Below are 15,790 nucleotides of genomic sequence, written 5' to 3'. Positions count from 1 at the left end.
CGCCCGACCGTGACCCCTGAGGGGAGCACCCATGTCAATACTGGTTCACGGGTACCACCTCCTCGCTCTCTCGCACGGCCTCCGGAAATGTAGCGGTGGTCGGCCCTCGTCCGTCAAACGGTTTTTGCGGAGGCTCCATGGCCTGGCTTCACGGAGACGTTGCGCAGAGCTGCTGGGGTCTCGTCGCGGGTTTCCCGAGTGGTGGCTACGCGACGGCGGGGTGCATTGGTGCTGTCGTTCCTCACGAACATCGAACACGTCGCACCCCGACGCCTCCCCAACTCGTGTACAGGTGCTGTTCGTTCTCGGGCGCTGGCCCATTTCCTGTGGAACCAGCCGTCATCGTGGCTCGCGCGGTAGCCGCAACCCGGATGAGGTGCAGGTCGGTGGCCACTGCTGGAACGGCGCAGACGCGCTTCGGCCTTGCTCCAAGAATTGGACCAGAGCCGGTTCTTCTTGACAGACCCCCTCGGCCGACTGCCGTGGGCCTCACCCGCGCCGCCCGGCGCGGTGCACGACATCCGGGCGGCCCGGACCCACGGCCTCCTGGCCGTCGGGCCAGTGACGACGACGTGCCGGGCGACGGGGCGACCCGAAGCCCGGCACGTCGCGCGTCAGGACTCCAGGTACCGCAGCACGGCCAGGATCCGGCGGTTGTAGCCGGTGGCGTGCGCGAGTTCGAGCTTGTCGAAGATCATGTTGAGGTTCTTCTCGACGGTGCTCATGGAGATGTGCAGCTTCTCCGAGATCGCCGCGTTGGTGTGCCCCTGCGCCAGCGTCTCCAGGACACTGCGCTCGCGGGGGGTCAGCCGGGCCAGCGGGTCGCTGTGCGTCGTGCGGATCACCAGTTGCCGTACGACCTCCGGGTCGATGGCGGCGCCGCCCGCCTGGATCCGTTCCAGCGCGTCGAGGAACTCCTCCACCTGGGCGACCCGGTCCTTGAGCAGGTAGCCGACCCGCTCCGCGTTCGACGTGAGCAGCTGCGCCGCGTAGTTGCGCTCTAAGTGCTGGGACAGGACAAGCACCCCGACGCCGGGCCACCGCTTGCGGATCTCCAGCGCCGCCCGCAGTCCCTCGTCCGTGTGGGTGGGAGGCATCCGGATGTCCACGACGACCATGTCCGGCCGCAGCTGCTCGATCTCCCTCAAGAGGGCGACGGCGTCGCCCACCGCGGCCAGGACCTCGTGCCCTTCCTCGCTGAGGAGGCGGACCAACCCCTCCCGCAGCAGGGTCGAGTCCTCGGCCAGCATTACGCGCATGGCAGCTCCGCGGTGATCGTGGTGGGCCCCCCTGCGGGGCTGTGGATGTGCAGCCGGCCGTCCAGAGCGCCAACCCGGCTGTGCAGCCCGGTCAGCCCGCTGCCCTCCGGCCTGGCACCGCCGACGCCGTCGTCCTCGACCTGGATGACGAGGACCGGTCCGTACTTGCGGACGCTCACCTGGATCTCGCTGGCGGCCGAGTGCTTGGCGGCGTTGGTCACCGACTCCGACACGACGAAGTACGCGGCGGTCTCCACCGAGGCCGGCAGCGGCTCGGCGAGCGCGAAGTCGGTCCGGATGGGGATGCTGCAGCGCTCCGACACCCCGGCGAGCGCCTCTTGCAACCCCAGGTTGTCCAGCGCTGTCGGGTACACCCGCCAGGCCACTTCCCGCAGTTCCGTCAGGACTTCCTGGGATTCCTTGTGGGCCTGCTCCAGCAGGTTGCGTGCCTGCTCGGGCGTGCGGCCGCCGCGCCGGGCCCGCCCCAGGAGCATGGCCAGCGCGACCAGACGCTGCTGCACGCCCGAGGCGGTCGGCCACGTACGGCTCCATCGCGGCGTAGGCCCGCTCGTACTCGGCCTTGGTGAGGATGCGCAGGTGGTCGGGGAGCTGCGGCAGGATCGTAATTGGTTGTCCTCGGGGCGGTGGTGACGGCAGGTTGGTTCCCGGCCAGCTTGTAGGGATGGTATGGCCAGCCCAACACCGCACACCATAACGGCGAGCACTGACAGCGGGACGCGCGCAGTCGCCGGGCCCGGCAGGGAGGCGCACCCTGGAGGCATGGGCAGCGCACCGGTAGTCGTCCACCCGCCGCTCGGCACTGGCGGCCGGCGGCGCGCGGGCAGATCCTCGGCCTCGCGCACTCGGATGCGGACGTGATCGAGTTCCTGCGCCGGGCCGGGCTGGAGGACGCGGAGCGCCTCCTCGATGACCCGGCGTGGGTGAAATGGCGGGGCGGACGCGCGCACCACTACGAGGCAGCGTGACCCTGTCGGCCATGTACTGGGGGCGACCAGGGCGCTACGCAGGCCGCGCGAGCATTACGGTCTGTACGTAACCCCCAGGTCGGCCCGAGCCTGCTCGTGGTACCGGTTCATGAATTCGATGAGCTGTTGCCCTTGAGCCGGGGCTGAGTCTGCGGCACGGGCCGCCATCAACTCCTGCCACAGGACCGCATTCACCTCGTGTGCCGCCGCGACCGCCCCGGACGACGCCAGCAGAACAAGCGTCTCGAACAGCACGCTCCGCCTCAGCTCGGCCGCCTCCATCGCTGTGATGAACTCCCGCTGTTCATCCGTTCCTTCGGCTGCCAGACGGGCACGCTTGGCCGTGCTGGCTATCTCCTTCACGCACGCCGCGTACTCGATGTACGTGTCCAGCTTGCGCTCGTCCCAGCGTGTCGCCATAGCCCGTTGATACCGGGTGCGCTCGGCCATAGTCGTCGCGAGGAATGAGGTCAGGGCACCGACGAGGACGCCGATGAGCGTCACTATCTGAGCGATCATGAAGTCAGACTTTGGCCCTCGTGGTGCTGCTGCGGCAAGAGCACGTGTTACCAGTTACTAGCGTGATGGCACCCGGCTGGCGATGTTCCCGAGCAGGTGGTGCGCGACTGCGGCGTTCGGCTCGTTCCCGTCGCGCACGTCCGCCAGGAGCCCCATCAGTTCGTGCACGTCGTCGAGGTTGAGCACGGGGAGCAGCGAGGCGGGCGGCGGGGGCACGTAGGTCACGTCGTCGTCGATGTCCACGGCCCGGTAACGCGGACAGGGACCGCAACATCACGCGAGAGCCCGTCGCCGCGGCGCGGCGACGGGTCCGCTGCGTCAGGCGGCGCGCGCTCGCAGCCCGGCGACAAGCGCTTCACGGCTCAGGGCGAAGACGTGCCGACAGGCGCCGAAGGTGAGCCGGTCCCCGTCGGCCGTCAACGTGATCGCGCGTGAGCGCCGCGCGCAGGAGGGACAGATGGGCAGCAGCGCCCCCGGGGCGCTCTGCTGTGCGTCGATCACAGCGAACAGGGACGCGGTGCGTGCAGGAGTGAGAGTGAACATCGCGACGGCCTTTCAAGTAGAGAGCACAGGAGTGCTCAGCAGCCGGCGCAGGCGAGGCGCACAGTACTCGCATGGCGCCCGGGTGTCTACGATCTCCAGTTCGGTCCGCGCAGTGCGGGCGGGATGCTGCTCGCCGGCTTCGCTTCCTGACTACGGCAAGATCACGTTGAGGTGGACGGGCAGCGGGATGTGGCGACCGGTTCGTGCCGCTTCGCGGGGTCGAATTGCTAGACGTCGAAGTAGTTCGGGTCGTATCCGAGCTTCTCCCAGGAGTATTTGATATTGCGGCGAACGAACTCGATCTGGTGGCTATCTTCCACTCTGGGGAGCCCCAGGTCCTCGCGCGCTGAGTTCAATAAGTCGAATTCGAGCAGAAACATGCCCAGCGCCCAAGGGCCACCCAGTACGTACCGTTCGCCGTTTCGCCTGATGGATAATGTTGTCCCCTGTACGGCTCGGCAGCGGTCGAGGATCCGCACGGTTCGTGGGCCAGCCAACAGCGTGATCGTCCGGTACGCCTCATTGAGCGCGCGTTTCTCATCGCTGGGCCAGTCCGTACGGGCGTGATACTCGCTGTCCCATGCTTGAACTTGCCCGATGAAAGCTGTCGAAGTGCGCGAGAACTCTTGGATGGCTTCGGCCATCATTTTCCAACGCTCGGGACTCGTCTCGCTAGACCCATGGGAATCGTTGATGGTGAGGTGCCCCACGCTTCCCGCCTGCACCAGGGATCCGTGGATCTCATTTGATCGAGCAGCGTTCTGGATGTTCTCGAAATCCCCCATTATTCGAGATTAGGTCTGTGGCCGCATTGAGGGAAGTGGAGCCAGGGCGTATTCGACATGGTCGGGCCAGGCGTGCGTAGCGAGGTTGTCCCGGACGCATCGGTCAGAGGGCGGGCTGCTCCTGCACGTCGAGCGCCTGGATCGTCGAGCACGGCGCCAGGACGCTCGCTTCGCCGAGGTTCGAGCAGTGCGCGCACACTCCATCCTCGTCGACGTGCAGGGCCCGTACTCGCGCGACGGCGGCTTCGGCCCGCGCGACCCTGCGCGCAAGGCCGATCACGGTCTCGTTCTGCTCGCCGACGGCCTCCTCGTAGCGGTCGAGATCGTCGAACAGGGCGTCGAGTTGGTCGCGGGTCAGCTGGTCCAGCGGGATCCGGTCCGTCATGGGGCGCGCCTGTGGGGGCATTGGGAAGGGCATCGAGCTGTCGAGCTGGAAGGGGTGACGATGTTGTTCGCACTGGTCGAGGCACAGCGTGATCGTCCGGAGCTGCCGGTATGGGGTGAGGTGATCCTCGTCATCGTGTGGGCGATCGCTGGTGCGTGGATCATCTGGAAGCTCCGGCAGCGGAGGCGGCGCGGATAACGGCGGCTGTCATGCGGCGTTGCTCCTCGTCGTGCGGGTCGGACATGTCGGCTCGTGCCGGGTGCCGCGGGTGACGAACGCTTCGGGGCAGCATGCGGTGTACAGCTCGGCGACGGGGTCGGGCGGTCGGGTGCAGTCGGTGCCGTGGACGTAGCCGCGTGAGTGGTAGTCGAGGCGGCAGTACGGCGCGTTGTCGGGCTGCTTGCCGACCGCGGCCTGTCGGCCGTGCTCGCACTCGTCGACGACCGCACGATGCGCGGCGTACGAGTACCGGGCGCACCAGAGGAGGACTGCGGCGAGGGCCAGGTCGGGCAGCGACAGCCAGGGGGATTCGGTGGCGACGACGTAGACGGCGCCGGCGGCCATGGCGGCCGCGGTGAGGAGGCAGCCGCGGGCGGTGCGGAGGGCGGGGGGCCACAGGAGGTCCCTCTCAGCGGGATGTCGGTGATGTGGGCGTCGGGCGGGATGCCTTGGCCACGGAGGTCGTTGGGGAGGCCGGGGTCGGTGTCGTATTCGTTGTCGTTCCAGTGGGGTTGGCAGTCGAGGGCGAGCTGCTCGGTGGTCATGACGGGTCCTGTCGACGGTGATCACCGAGCGGGCGTGCCGGGGTCCAGTCATCGCGCGGGTGCTGGCGGCGTGGGCGTAGCAGTGGAGGCAGAGCCAGCGCCGCCACCATTGTGGTGTCCAGGTGTGGGGGCCGGTCAGGGTCTCGCTGGTGGGCACGGGTTGCTCCTTGCTGGAGAGGAGGGCGCGCCCTGCCCACCGGATGGTGAGCAGGAGCGCGGAGGCGACAGGCCACACGAGCAGCGCGACGCCGAGGGGGTTGCTGGTCACGCGGTCTCGTCGTGCTCGGCCTCGTTGGCATGTTGGGTGTTGGTCCGCATGCCGGTTGCGGCGCTGGTGATGAGGGCGACGGCGAGGACGAACACGAGGGCGGAGAGGCTGGCTTGGAGGCTGACGGCGAGGACTGCGCGGTCGATGACGGTGGTGCCGAGGCCGGCGAGGTCGTGGATCACGTGGGCTGCTCCTCGGCTGGCGTGGCTGTCCGTCTGCCCGGATGGAGGGAGGGAGTTGGGGTTCTGCTTGGTGGTCTTCTTGCGGTTGGTCTTCTTATGCGGCGGGTCTGCCTGCGCTGGGCAGGCCTGCACAGGGAAACCCGACTTAGGTTCTGACCAGGTGCTTTGATCCGGCTCGGCCTGAGGCGGGTTTTCCGGTTCAGGTTCCGACCTGCGCGAATGTGCGCCTGCCGCCGGAGGGCCGGACGTGCCCCACGGGGCCTGCGCGATGATCTCTGCTCCCTGCGGCATGTCGGTCAGGTAGTAGCGGGTCTCCTCCAGCCGGCCCCTCGCGTCCCGCTGGCGCTCGCGGTGCAGGTAGCCGTGCGTCTCCAGTTCGCGCGGGGCGCTCAGCGCGTCTTTCCCCTCGGTGCCGGCCTTGACGAGCATGGCCAGTGAGATGCCGTAGCCATCGCGGTGGCCGAGCAGCTCCACCAGCAGGCCGCGGGCCCGGCGCGACAGTTGTCGGTCGCGCTCCGCCTGGTTGAAGACGGTGGTGTAGTGGGCGCCGAGCACATCGGCGGCCATGGGGCCGCGCTCGATCAGCCCCCCGCAACGGGTCGGCATCTGCCTGTCCCCGTGGCCCTCCTGGAGGTGCGCGGCGCGCTCAACGGCCTTCGTCGCGCGGTGGTGTGCGGGTGGTGGCGGCGATGCCGCTCTCCCCTGCCGCCGCGGTCCGGCCGTCGCTCCTGAACGCGGCCGCCCGGGACGTACGGGTGCCGGGCAGCAGGTTCATCGCGAGGAAGCCCGCCGCCAGGATCAGGGCGACCTGGACGTTCAGGGCGGCGAGGGTCCCGATCACGCCGCTGAGCAGACCGGCCGCGAGCATGCCGAGGGCCTGCAGGCCCTCGGAGAGGCCGAGTACGGAGGCCATGACCCGGCCGCGGACGGCCAGGGGCGCGGACTCCTGGATGAGGGAGAGCCAGGCCGCGGCGAGCCACACCGCCGGGACACCCGCGGCGGTGAACAGCGCCACGTAGACGCCGAGTCCGAGCGAGGTCACCGACAGGTTCCAGGTGAGGGCGCTGACCGCGCCGAACACGAGGACGCCGACGCTGAGCAGACGGGGTGCGCCGAGGCGCCGGGTCAGCAGTCCGGCGGTCGCGGTCCCGGCGAAGCCGCCCACCGCCTGCACGCCTCGCAGCAGGCCGGCCTGCGCGTCGCCGCCGCCGATCAGATCGGTGACGAAGAGAAGGAAGAGCACCACGAACATGCCCTGGGCCACGGCCAGGAGCGCGATACACACAAACGTCCCCCGCAAGGTGGGCACGTCGCGCAGGGTGCGCAGCCCCTCGCCGATGCCGCGCCAGAAGAGGGTGCCCGTACCGCTCGTGCGGCGCACGGTGTCGCTCGACGGGATCGTCGAGGCCAGGGCGGCGGCGACGAGGAAGGCGCCCGAGCCGAAGGCGAGGACGTAGGGCAGCCCCGCCGTGCTGAGCAGCAGGCCGCCGAGAGGACTGCCGATCAGCCGGCCGAGCGACACGTTGAGACCGATCGCGGCGTTGGCGCTGACCAGCTGCTCCTCGGCCACGATGGTCGACAGGGCCACGTTCTTCACCGACTCGAAGGCGACGGTGAGGGCCGCCTCGGCCCCGGTGACCAGGTACACCAGCCACAGGTCGCCGCGGTTGTCGATCAGCAGCAACAACGGCAGCAGGGCGGCCTGCGCCAAGCCCACCAGGACCAGGAAGCGGCGCTGGTCCCAGCGGTCGACGAGTGCGCCGACCACCGGAGCGACGACCAGGCTCGGCAGCAGCCCCAGCATGGCGACGACCGACGTGATCAGGGCCGAACGCGTCAGTTGCAGCACGTAGAGCGGCAGTGCCAGCTGAAGCACCCACTTGCCGGTCTCGGTCAGCAGACCGGAGACCCACAGCCGGGCGAACGCCGGGTCCCGTAACGGGTGCCGCGCAGCCGTCCCCCGGCCGGTCACTTGCTTCGCCCCGCCGCGTCCAGCCGCGGGAAGAGCCGCACTCCCGTGTAGGTCAGCGCGGCTTCCTCCGGAGGATCCTCCCGCACAGTCGCCAGGTAGGGCCTAAGCAGGTCGTCGATCTTTCCGGCCAGCTCCCGGGCCTCCTGCGGGGTGGCCCTCAGGACGTAGTTGTCCAGCCGGGCCGCGGCGAGCCACTCGGGGTCGAGCGTGTCGCGCCGGGCCAGGAAACGCCGGGTGAGCTGGTCCTCCTCCGCGAGCCCCGCGGCTATCAGGGCGTCCTGTTCAGCCATGGTCGCGGGGTCCGCGCTCATCTCACCGAAGTCGAGGCCGACCTGGGCCGCCCGCCAGGGGCGCTCACGCTGATCGGTGGCCTCCACCGGCTCCACCAGGCCGTACTGGGCGAGATGCCGCAGATGCCAGCTGATGTTCGAGGCGCTCGACACGACCTCGGCCGCGCACTCACTCGCCGTGCGCGGCCCGACGGCCATCAGGTACTGCAGCAACGCCAGCCGGAGCGGGTGTGCCAGGGCCCGCAGCTGCCGGGAGTCCTTTATCCGCCGCCGCGGCGGTGGCGCCTGTCCGTCAGCCATCTGAAAGACTCCTTTCGAAAGAGTCATTTCATTGTTGCGCACGGGACCCCACGTGTCCATCACTGCGAGCGCGGCCCGCGAGCGAGGGCAGCCACTTGCGCATATATGCAGCGCCCTGTCGCGGGTGTGAGCTGGTACGCGGACAGCGACGCCGAACGTGGCCTGCTTGCCCCGCCCCTCCCCCAAGGCGACCACCGTGGCAATGGGCTGCCCCGCCACCTCGCCGACGGCGCCCCAGGTCAGCTCCAGGGCATTCTTCTCCTGCCTGCCGAACCGGTTCAACCACCACTACGACTGCGTCGACGGCCCGGCACGGCGGAGCGGCCCGTAAAGGGGCGGCGCTTGAGACTGCGCCGTCCGCCTGTCCGAAGCGGTGAGCAGTTCGCGAGCGCTCCCGGCGGTTCCAGGGCCTTTGCGGGTGCCGTGCCGGACGGCACGGCACCGAGTCCGTCCTGCGTCAACGCGCCTGCACGGCACACGGATCCGGCGGTGCGGCCGCGGTGGCGGGAACGCGGCCGCACCGAGCCCTGCCCATTCCCCCGTGTCGTCCGTTCGGGTGACAGGGGGTGGCCGGGTGTGGAACGCTCCGTGTCTGGAAAACGGTGGACCAGTACAGCCTCCGGTGTCCCGCCGGGAGGGGGGATCTCGCGTGATAGCCGCGCACAGCGACAGGCCGCAGCACGGCAATCTGCCCGTCGATACCACCCGGTTCATCGGCAGGGCACGGCAGTTGGGTGACGTGCTCGACGCGCTCGACAGTTCACGGCTGGTCACCCTGACCGGGCCCGGCGGCATCGGCAAGACCCGCATCGCCCTGCGGGCCGCCGCTCACGCCGCTGACCGTTTCGGCCACGGCGTCTGGTTCGTCGAACTGTCCCCCGTCCTCTCCCCCGACCTCCTCGAGCACGCGCTCGCGGGCGTCCTGGGCGTCGCCGACCAGACGAATCAGCCGCTGATCGACGTCCTCACGGAGTATCTGCGCGAGCGCGAACTGCTGCTCGTCCTGGACACCTGCGAGCACCTGGTCGAGGCGTGCGCCCGGCTCGCCAGGACGCTGCTCGCCCAGGCGCCCGGTCTGCGGATCCTGGCCACCAGCAGGCAGGCCCTCGACATCCCGTACGAGCATCGTGTCGACGTCGGCCCCATGGACACCGGGCCCGAGGGCGAGGCGCTCGAACTGCTGCGTGCCCGCGCCTGGCCCGACGAGGAGCCACCCGAGCAGGTGACCGCGGAGGAACTCGCGCGGCTGTGCGGCCTGTTGGACGGGGTGCCGCTCGCCATCGAGCTCGCCTCGGGACTGCTGCGCGCCACGTCCGTCGACTATCTCGCGCAACGCCTGGGTCAGCGGATGGCCGTCCTGTCGTCGAACGCGGGGACCGAACCGCCGGATACGGCGGCCGAGTTCGGCGCCGCGGACGGGATACCGGGCGCCACACCTCCACGGCGCCCCACGCGGCACAGCGCGCTGCGCACCACCATCGGCTGGAGCCACGAGTGGTGCACTCCCAAGGAGCGGCTGCTGTGGGCCCGGCTCTCCGTCTTCCCGGGCAGCTTCGACCGTCGGGCCGTCGACTTCGTGTGCGGCACGGGACCCCTCGCCGACCCCGATCTCACCGAGGTACTGGACGGGCTGCTCGCCAAGTCCGTCGTCCTGGCCGAGGAAGCCGAGGACAGCGCCGCGGAGCCCCGCTACCGGCTGCTCGACACCGTGCGCGAGTACGGCGCCGAATGGCTCGAACGGCTCGGTGAGTCGGACCGGGTGCGGCTGCGCCACCGCGACCACTACCGCGACTTCGCCCAACGCGGCGATAAGGAGTGGATCGGGCCCGACCAGGCGCGCTGGCAGACTGACACCCGCACCGAACTGCCCAATCTGCGCGCCGCCCTCGACACCTGTCTGCGCACGGACCGGGATGCCGCCCTGGAGATGGCGAGCGACCTGCTCTACTTCTGGTTCTGCTGCGGTCATCTGCGCGAGGGACGGCACTACACCGAAGCGGCCCTCGCCCTCGCCCCCGACCGCCCGCGCGCCGCGGCGCGGGCCCTGTGGTCGTGCGGCTACGTCGCCCTCGGCCAGGGCGATCTGGACACCACGGCCCGCCGGGCGGCGGAGGCCCGCATCCTCGCCGAGAAGTACGACGACCAGCTCGCCCTGGCCGGGGCGATGCTGATCCAGGCCGCCGCGATGACCCTGCAGGGCTCGCCCGCCGAGTCCCTGCCGCTGTACGCGGACGCACACGAACTGGCCGCCCGCACCGGCCCGCCCATGGTCGAGCTGTCCGCCCTGCCCACCTGGGGCTACGCGCACATGATGCTCGGCGACGCGGACGGGGTACGGGACCGCGTGAACCGGCTGCGGGAACTGACCGACCCCCTCGGCGAGATCTGGATCCGCTCCTACGCCGACTACGTCTGGGGCAACCACTGCATCGCCCAGGGCAATCCAGCCGAGGCGATCCCCTCCCTCCTGTCGTCGCTCAAGGCCAAGTGGCACCTGGACGACCTCTACGGGATGGCCATCACTCTCGACTCGCTGGCCGTCGCGGCCACCGCCGATCAGCGCCCCGATCTGACGGCGCGCCTCTTCGGCCTCGTCGACCGGGCCTGGGACATCCTCGGCACCCCGCACCTGGGTTCCCCCGAGATGACCGAGCACCGGCGCACCTGCGAGACCGCGGTCCGCGCCGCCCTCGGCCCGGACGGATACCACGAGCAGTACGCGAGCGGGGCGGACGTGTCCTCGGTCCAGGCGGGGGTGCTGGAGGTCCTGCGCAGCGTCTCCCCTGAGTCAGAGCAACCGGAGTCCGGCTGAACTTCCCGGGCCGGTCCGGCCCCATGCAAACCGGAAACCGCACCCGCGCAGGCCGCCCTGGCCAGGGCGTATCCGTCCGGCATCCGGCATGATCACGGCTTCATGGTCACTACTCACCCATTTCCGCCCCGTCGCCAACGCGGCATCGATCCTGAGAAGCACGCGGACCACGCAGCGGTGCTGCCCTCGCCTGGATGCGGCACCACCGAGGCGGCCCGCACCGGGGGCGACGGAACTCGGGGCCCTGGTGGTGCTAGGTGGTGCTGGGTGGTGCTGTTCGTCGTGATGCGGGCCCTGGCCAGCTGAGCCGCCCAGGGCCCGGGGCTCACACGCCGGGGTTCACGATCCGGCGGTCAGGGTCCGCCACGGCGTCGTGTCCATGTCGGCGGGGGTGCCGTCCAGGACGCTGGCGGTGCGGGTGGCCGGGTCCAGGGTGACCGTGGCGAGGCTGGCCCAGCGCTGGCCCAGCGACCTGGCCGGGTCGGGGACGCAGGTGACGGCGGGCTCGTTCGCGCCGGTGACCAGCAGGCGGGCCAAGTCGGCCGTGTTGGTGGGGAGTTCGTGGGCCTGGGCGAGGCGGGCGGTCATGAAGTCGCGGCGCTGGGAGGAGTCGGGCTGGTAGAGCCAGGACTTCTCCTCGGCGCTCAGCGCCGGGGTCAGGAAGTGGTTCGTGCGCAGCAGCGTGCCGCGCGCGTCCGGCCGGATCTCGTGGATGCCGGCCGGGCTGATGTCCAGGAGCACTGCGTCGCCCGCCGCGTCGAACAGCGCGAACGAGCCGGACGAGGCGATGGGTGCCGAGCGGACCAGCTCCACCGCCTCCGCGACACCGCCCGCCTCGCCGAGCACGATCGCGGCGAGGACGTGCATCGGGACGCCGCCGACACCGTCGCGCAGATGCCCGAGGATGTTGAAGTGCAGGGCCATGCCTGCGCTGTTGAGCCCGATCTTGCCCAGGATGCCGTGCTCGGTCAGGCCGACGACGGTGTGCCGGGTGCCGCGCGACTGAAGCGTGTGCCAGTACGCGGACAGTTCGACGTGCCAGTCCCAGGTCTGCACGCCGATACCGTTGGCGACGACGGTGGTGCACTCGCCGGGCGGCACCGCGGTGGAGCGGGCCAGGATCTCCGTACGAGCGTTGAGGACACCGGCCTGCCACTCCTCGACCCCGGCGCCCCGCGCGATGCCGGCGATCTCTGCGCGGGCCTCGGGGCGGAAGCCGCCGATGACGTCGAGCGCGTGGGCCGCCTCGTCGCGGGCGCCGTCCAGGGAGATGCCGCCGAGCGCGAAGAGGCGGGCGTAGACGTCGAGGGCGGCCGGGATACCCTCGCGCAATTGCTCGCCCCGCGCGACGCCGCGCGCGTACGGGTCGGGGCAGTCGACCGTGACGTGCGGGCGATGGGCGGGGCGGGGGATGGGGGTGCCGGGGGTGGGCTCGGTGATCTTGGTCATCGCAACGGCCTTACGCAGTACGGGTGTTCGGGGTGTGGAGTTGGACGTCGCCGGCGACGACGGTGGCGAGGACCGGGTTGGCGGCCTGCTCCTCGGGGGTGAGTGCGAGCGGGTCGGCGGCGAGGACGGTCAGGTCGGCCAGGTAGCCGGGGGCTATCCGGCCCTGCTCGTGCTCCGTGCCCGCGGTTCGCGCGGCGGCCCAGGTCATGCCGGTGTACGCCTCGCGCGCGGTGAGCGCCTGGCTCGGCTGGACCGGCGCGGTGTCCGGCGCCTCGACGGGGCGGCGCAGCTGGCAGTCGGCGAGGGCGGTGCGCGGGTCGCCGGGGCCGATCGGCCAGTCCGAGCCGAGTGCGACGACGGCGCCGTGGTCGAGCAGGTCGCGGGTGCGCCAGCCGCGCGCGGCCCGGTCGGGGCCGATCCGCCGCGACCAGTTGTCGGTGCCGTCGGCGCGGGTGTGCCGGGTGCCGTGCACGGGCTGGAGGCTGGCGACGACGCCGAGCTTCGCGAACCGGTCGAGGAGGTCGTCCGGCAGCGACTCGATGTGCTCGATGCGGTGCGGGGCGCGGCCCGCGGGCCCGGCCTCCGCCAGGACGTCCAGGGCGTGCCGCACGGCCCGGTCGCCGATGGCGTGGGTGGCGGTGGGGATGCCGCGGGCGGTGAAGAAGCGGACGGCGGCGCGGTAGGCGTCCAGGTCGCGCCAGAGCGGCTCGCGGTTCTCGCCGTGGCAGTCGGGGTCGTCGAACCAGGCGGTGCCGTTGTCGGCGGTGCCGTCGAGCATGAACTTGGCGCCCTCGACATGCCAGCGGCGCCCCCCGATGCCCTGCTGGTCGGCGATCTCCTGCCACACCTCGGGCGCCGAGTCGGCCGGTACCAGCGGGGAGCAGCGGATGCGCAGCGGCAGTTCGCCGTGTGCCTCGATGTGCCGGTAGACGTCCTCGGACGGGTCGGTGAAGTCCAGGGCGTGCAGTCCGGTGAGCCCGCCGGCGGCGAGGATCTCCAGTTGCGTGCGGACGTACGCGGCGGCCTGGGCCACCGGCAGCTGCGGATAGTGCGCGAAGATCAGGTCCATCGCCTGGAGTTCGAGGATGTAGCCGGTGGGGCAGCCGTCCGGGCCGGTGACGACCGAGGAGGCGTCGGTGAACGTCTCGCGGCCGGTGAGTCCGGCCAGCTCGACGGCGCGCGGGCTGATGACGAGGGCGTGCGCGTCCTGCGTCATGAGGGAGACCGGGCGGCCGGGGAGGTGATCGCCGAACACGGCGCCGCACGGCTCGCCGCCGCGCTGCGTGAACACGTTCACGTCCAGGTCGTAGCCGGTGATCCAGGCGTCGGCCGGGGACCCGGCGGACGCCTCGGTGAGCCGGGCCAGGACCGTGTCGAGGGTCTTCGCGGCGGACAGGTCGACGCCGCGGCCGATCTCGATCGAGCCCCACACCGGGTGGGCGTGGACGTCGACGAGGCCGGGCAGCACGGTCGCGCCGGGGAAGTCGTGGACGACGGTGGCGGGGCCGCGCAGGGCGGCGATCTCCGCGGCGGGCCCGACCGCGGCGAGCCGGGCGCCGGTGAGGGCGAGGGCGACGTCGCCGTCGGCGGCGGGCCGGTCCTCGGGGACGGGACCGAGGGCCGCGACGCGGGCGGCCGTCACGATGACGTCGGCGTGCACAGGGGCACCTTTCGTAGTGGGGGTGGCGTCGGGGAGAGCGGCGGGGTCCGGGTCCGCGGGGGCGCGGGTCATGGGGTGCCGCCGCCCGTCTCGTGACCCTGCGCGGCGAGGGGGCGCGCCGGGTGGTGGGGCTCGGGCAGGGGCTGCGGCACCGGCCCGAGGGTGCCCAGGGCGCGGGCGAGTCCCCCGTACACGAGCGCGGCGACGATCATGCCCGCCGGGATCGAGAGGTCGATGCCGCCGATCGCGGTCGCGGCCGGGCCGGTCCAGAACGTGGTGCCGACGAACAGCAGGCCCGCGAGCCCACCCCCGAGGATCGCGGCGATGCCGGGCCAGTGGACGCCGCCGCGATACCAGAACGGGCCGCCGCGCTCCTGCCGCAGCAACTCCTCGCCGTGGTAGCGGTTGCGCCGCAGGACCAGGTCGGTGACGGCGACCGCCATCGCCGGGCCGGTGATCACGACGACCAGTTGGAGCATCATGTTCACGCTGGTCAGGAAGTCGAAAACGAGGATCGCGTAGAGCGTCATCGCGGTGCCGAGGGCGCCGATCACGAGCACCGCCGGGATGCGGGCGAGCCGGACACCGACGGACTGGATGGACAGGCTCGCGCTGTACGCGGTCATGCCGTTGTTGGCGACCGTGTTGAGGACGACGGCGATCACGAAGACCGGCACGAACCAGCCGGGCAGCACTCTCTCCAGGGCCGCCTGCGGGTCGGCCATGTCGAGGGTGGTGGCGGCCAGCGCGCCGACCGTGGTGAAGACGACGCTGGGCAGGAACGCGCCGAAGGCCGTCCAGCCTGCGATGGCTTTCACCGAGCTGGAGCGCGGCAGATAGCGGGCGAGGTCGGGGCTGTTGCTGTACGACAGGGCCGTCGAGCCGATGATCGTGAACCCGGCGCCGAGCGCGGCCGCCAGCGCGGCGCCGTGCAGGGGCGTGGCCGGGGTGTACGACCAGTCGACGGATCCGAGCACGTACCCGGTCACGACGACGAAGACGACGGTGAGCAGGACGCTGAGCGCCGAGTACAGGCGCACGATCGTCGCGTATCCGTAGATCGCGACGAGCAGAGTGACGGCCGCGATCAGACAGATGACCGCCGCGTCCACGGCGGTCGAGCCGGGCAGCCCCCACTGCTGGGCCAGGCCGATACCGGCGACGGAGGCGGCCGACCAGTTCAGGGCCAGATAGGCGGAGGCGATGAGCCAGCCGGTGACGATCAGGACGGCCTTGTTGCCTACCACCCCGTAGAACGCCCGGGAGATCACCGAGCCGCTGGTGCCGGCCGCCGGACCGCTCGCGGCGACGACGCCGGTGCAGATCCACAGCAGGTTCCCGGCCAGGATCACGCCGATGGCCTGCGGCAGCGAGAGCCCCATCAGGATCAGCGAGGCGCCGACCGCGAAGCTCAGATAGCTCACGTTCGGGGCGGCCCAGACGGCGAAGAGCTGGCGGGGACGGCCGATGCGCTCCTCGTCGGATACCAGGTCGATGCCTCTGGTTTCCGGCTGACCGGCGCGTTCTGTTGCGGGTGTGGTCATCGTTGACCTCTCGGGTGGCTGCGGATCCATATTATTGGTCGCGCGTCCAATAGTTGTTGGACGCTCATCCAA

13 protein-coding genes and 3 pseudogenes are annotated in these 15,790 nt (G+C 70.9%); 3 read left to right on the top strand and 13 right to left on the bottom strand.

What is annotated here, in order from left to right:
- Positions 1-456: 456 nt before the first annotated feature.
- Positions 457-549 (top strand): annotated as a pseudogene (locus ACYBSK_RS19135) (IS5/IS1182 family transposase); the annotation flags it as partial.
- A 65-nt stretch (positions 550-614) separates the two neighbouring features.
- Here ACYBSK_RS19135 and ACYBSK_RS19130 read toward each other — a convergent pair.
- Entirely contained in the window at positions 615-1,259 is a 645-nt protein-coding gene (locus ACYBSK_RS19130; RefSeq protein WP_460242577.1) for a response regulator, read from the bottom strand.
- Positions 1,250-1,783: pseudogene (locus tag ACYBSK_RS19125) on the bottom strand (sensor histidine kinase); the annotation flags it as partial. The pseudogene ACYBSK_RS19125 and the gene ACYBSK_RS19130, both read right to left, overlap by 10 nt.
- A gap of 256 nt (positions 1,784-2,039) precedes the next feature.
- On the opposite strand from ACYBSK_RS19125, the pseudogene ACYBSK_RS19120 reads away from it, so the two are divergent.
- Positions 2,040-2,245 (top strand): annotated as a pseudogene (locus ACYBSK_RS19120) (hypothetical protein).
- Between the two features lie 54 nt (positions 2,246-2,299).
- On the opposite strand, the gene ACYBSK_RS19115 reads toward ACYBSK_RS19120, so the two are convergent.
- From ACYBSK_RS19115 to ACYBSK_RS19080, 8 genes are all read right to left on the bottom strand, one after another.
- A complete protein-coding gene (locus ACYBSK_RS19115) occupies positions 2,300-2,764 on the bottom strand; it encodes a hypothetical protein (RefSeq protein ID WP_460242576.1) in 465 nt (154 codons plus the stop codon).
- Between the two features lie 57 nt (positions 2,765-2,821).
- On the bottom strand, positions 2,822-3,007 hold the full coding sequence (locus ACYBSK_RS19110) for a hypothetical protein (protein ID WP_460242575.1): 186 nt from the start codon (positions 3,005-3,007) through the stop codon (positions 2,822-2,824).
- A 527-nt stretch (positions 3,008-3,534) separates the two neighbouring features.
- Positions 3,535-4,092, bottom strand: coding sequence for a hypothetical protein (locus ACYBSK_RS19105; RefSeq protein WP_460242574.1), 558 nt, complete (start codon positions 4,090-4,092; stop codon positions 3,535-3,537).
- A gap of 103 nt (positions 4,093-4,195) precedes the next feature.
- A complete protein-coding gene (locus tag ACYBSK_RS19100; protein ID WP_460242573.1) occupies positions 4,196-4,477 on the bottom strand; it encodes a hypothetical protein in 282 nt (93 codons plus the stop codon).
- A 207-nt stretch (positions 4,478-4,684) separates the two neighbouring features.
- Positions 4,685-5,041 carry a hypothetical protein gene (locus ACYBSK_RS19095; protein ID WP_460242572.1) on the bottom strand — a complete coding sequence of 119 codons (357 nt, stop codon included), beginning with the start codon at positions 5,039-5,041 and terminating at the stop codon, positions 4,685-4,687.
- A 464-nt stretch (positions 5,042-5,505) separates the two neighbouring features.
- Positions 5,506-6,258 carry a hypothetical protein gene (locus ACYBSK_RS19090; RefSeq protein ID WP_460242571.1) on the bottom strand — a complete coding sequence of 251 codons (753 nt, stop codon included), beginning with the start codon at positions 6,256-6,258 and terminating at the stop codon, positions 5,506-5,508.
- 79 nt (positions 6,259-6,337) lie between these two features.
- Positions 6,338-7,663, bottom strand: coding sequence for an MFS transporter (locus ACYBSK_RS19085; RefSeq protein ID WP_460242570.1), 1,326 nt, complete (start codon positions 7,661-7,663; stop codon positions 6,338-6,340).
- On the bottom strand, positions 7,660-8,253 hold the full coding sequence (locus ACYBSK_RS19080) for a winged helix-turn-helix domain-containing protein (protein ID WP_460242569.1): 594 nt from the start codon (positions 8,251-8,253) through the stop codon (positions 7,660-7,662). The genes ACYBSK_RS19085 and ACYBSK_RS19080 overlap by 4 nt, the downstream gene beginning before the upstream one ends.
- A 649-nt stretch (positions 8,254-8,902) precedes the next feature.
- On the opposite strand from ACYBSK_RS19080, the gene ACYBSK_RS19075 reads away from it, so the two are divergent.
- Entirely contained in the window at positions 8,903-11,065 is a 2,163-nt protein-coding gene (locus tag ACYBSK_RS19075) for an ATP-binding protein (protein WP_460242568.1), read from the top strand.
- Between the two features lie 339 nt (positions 11,066-11,404).
- Here the strand turns inward: ACYBSK_RS19075 and ACYBSK_RS19070 are convergent, their stop codons facing one another.
- The 3 genes from ACYBSK_RS19070 to ACYBSK_RS19060 form a co-directional block, all read right to left on the bottom strand.
- Positions 11,405-12,514 carry a C45 family autoproteolytic acyltransferase/hydolase gene (locus tag ACYBSK_RS19070; protein WP_460242567.1) on the bottom strand — a complete coding sequence of 370 codons (1,110 nt, stop codon included), beginning with the start codon at positions 12,512-12,514 and terminating at the stop codon, positions 11,405-11,407.
- A gap of 10 nt (positions 12,515-12,524) precedes the next feature.
- Positions 12,525-14,174: an amidohydrolase gene (locus ACYBSK_RS19065; RefSeq protein ID WP_460242566.1), complete on the bottom strand. Its 1,650-nt coding sequence runs from the start codon at positions 14,172-14,174 to the stop codon at positions 12,525-12,527.
- A 68-nt stretch (positions 14,175-14,242) separates the two neighbouring features.
- Positions 14,243-15,718 (bottom strand): purine-cytosine permease family protein, encoded by a 1,476-nt coding sequence (locus ACYBSK_RS19060; protein ID WP_460242565.1) that lies wholly within the window; start codon positions 15,716-15,718, stop codon positions 14,243-14,245.
- Between the last annotated feature and the right edge of the window lie 72 nt (positions 15,719-15,790).

It is taken from the genome of Streptomyces sp. BYX5S, assembly GCF_054724165.1.
The sequence above is the reverse complement of the archived record's forward strand: the minus strand, read 5'-3'. Positions and strand labels throughout refer to the sequence as shown.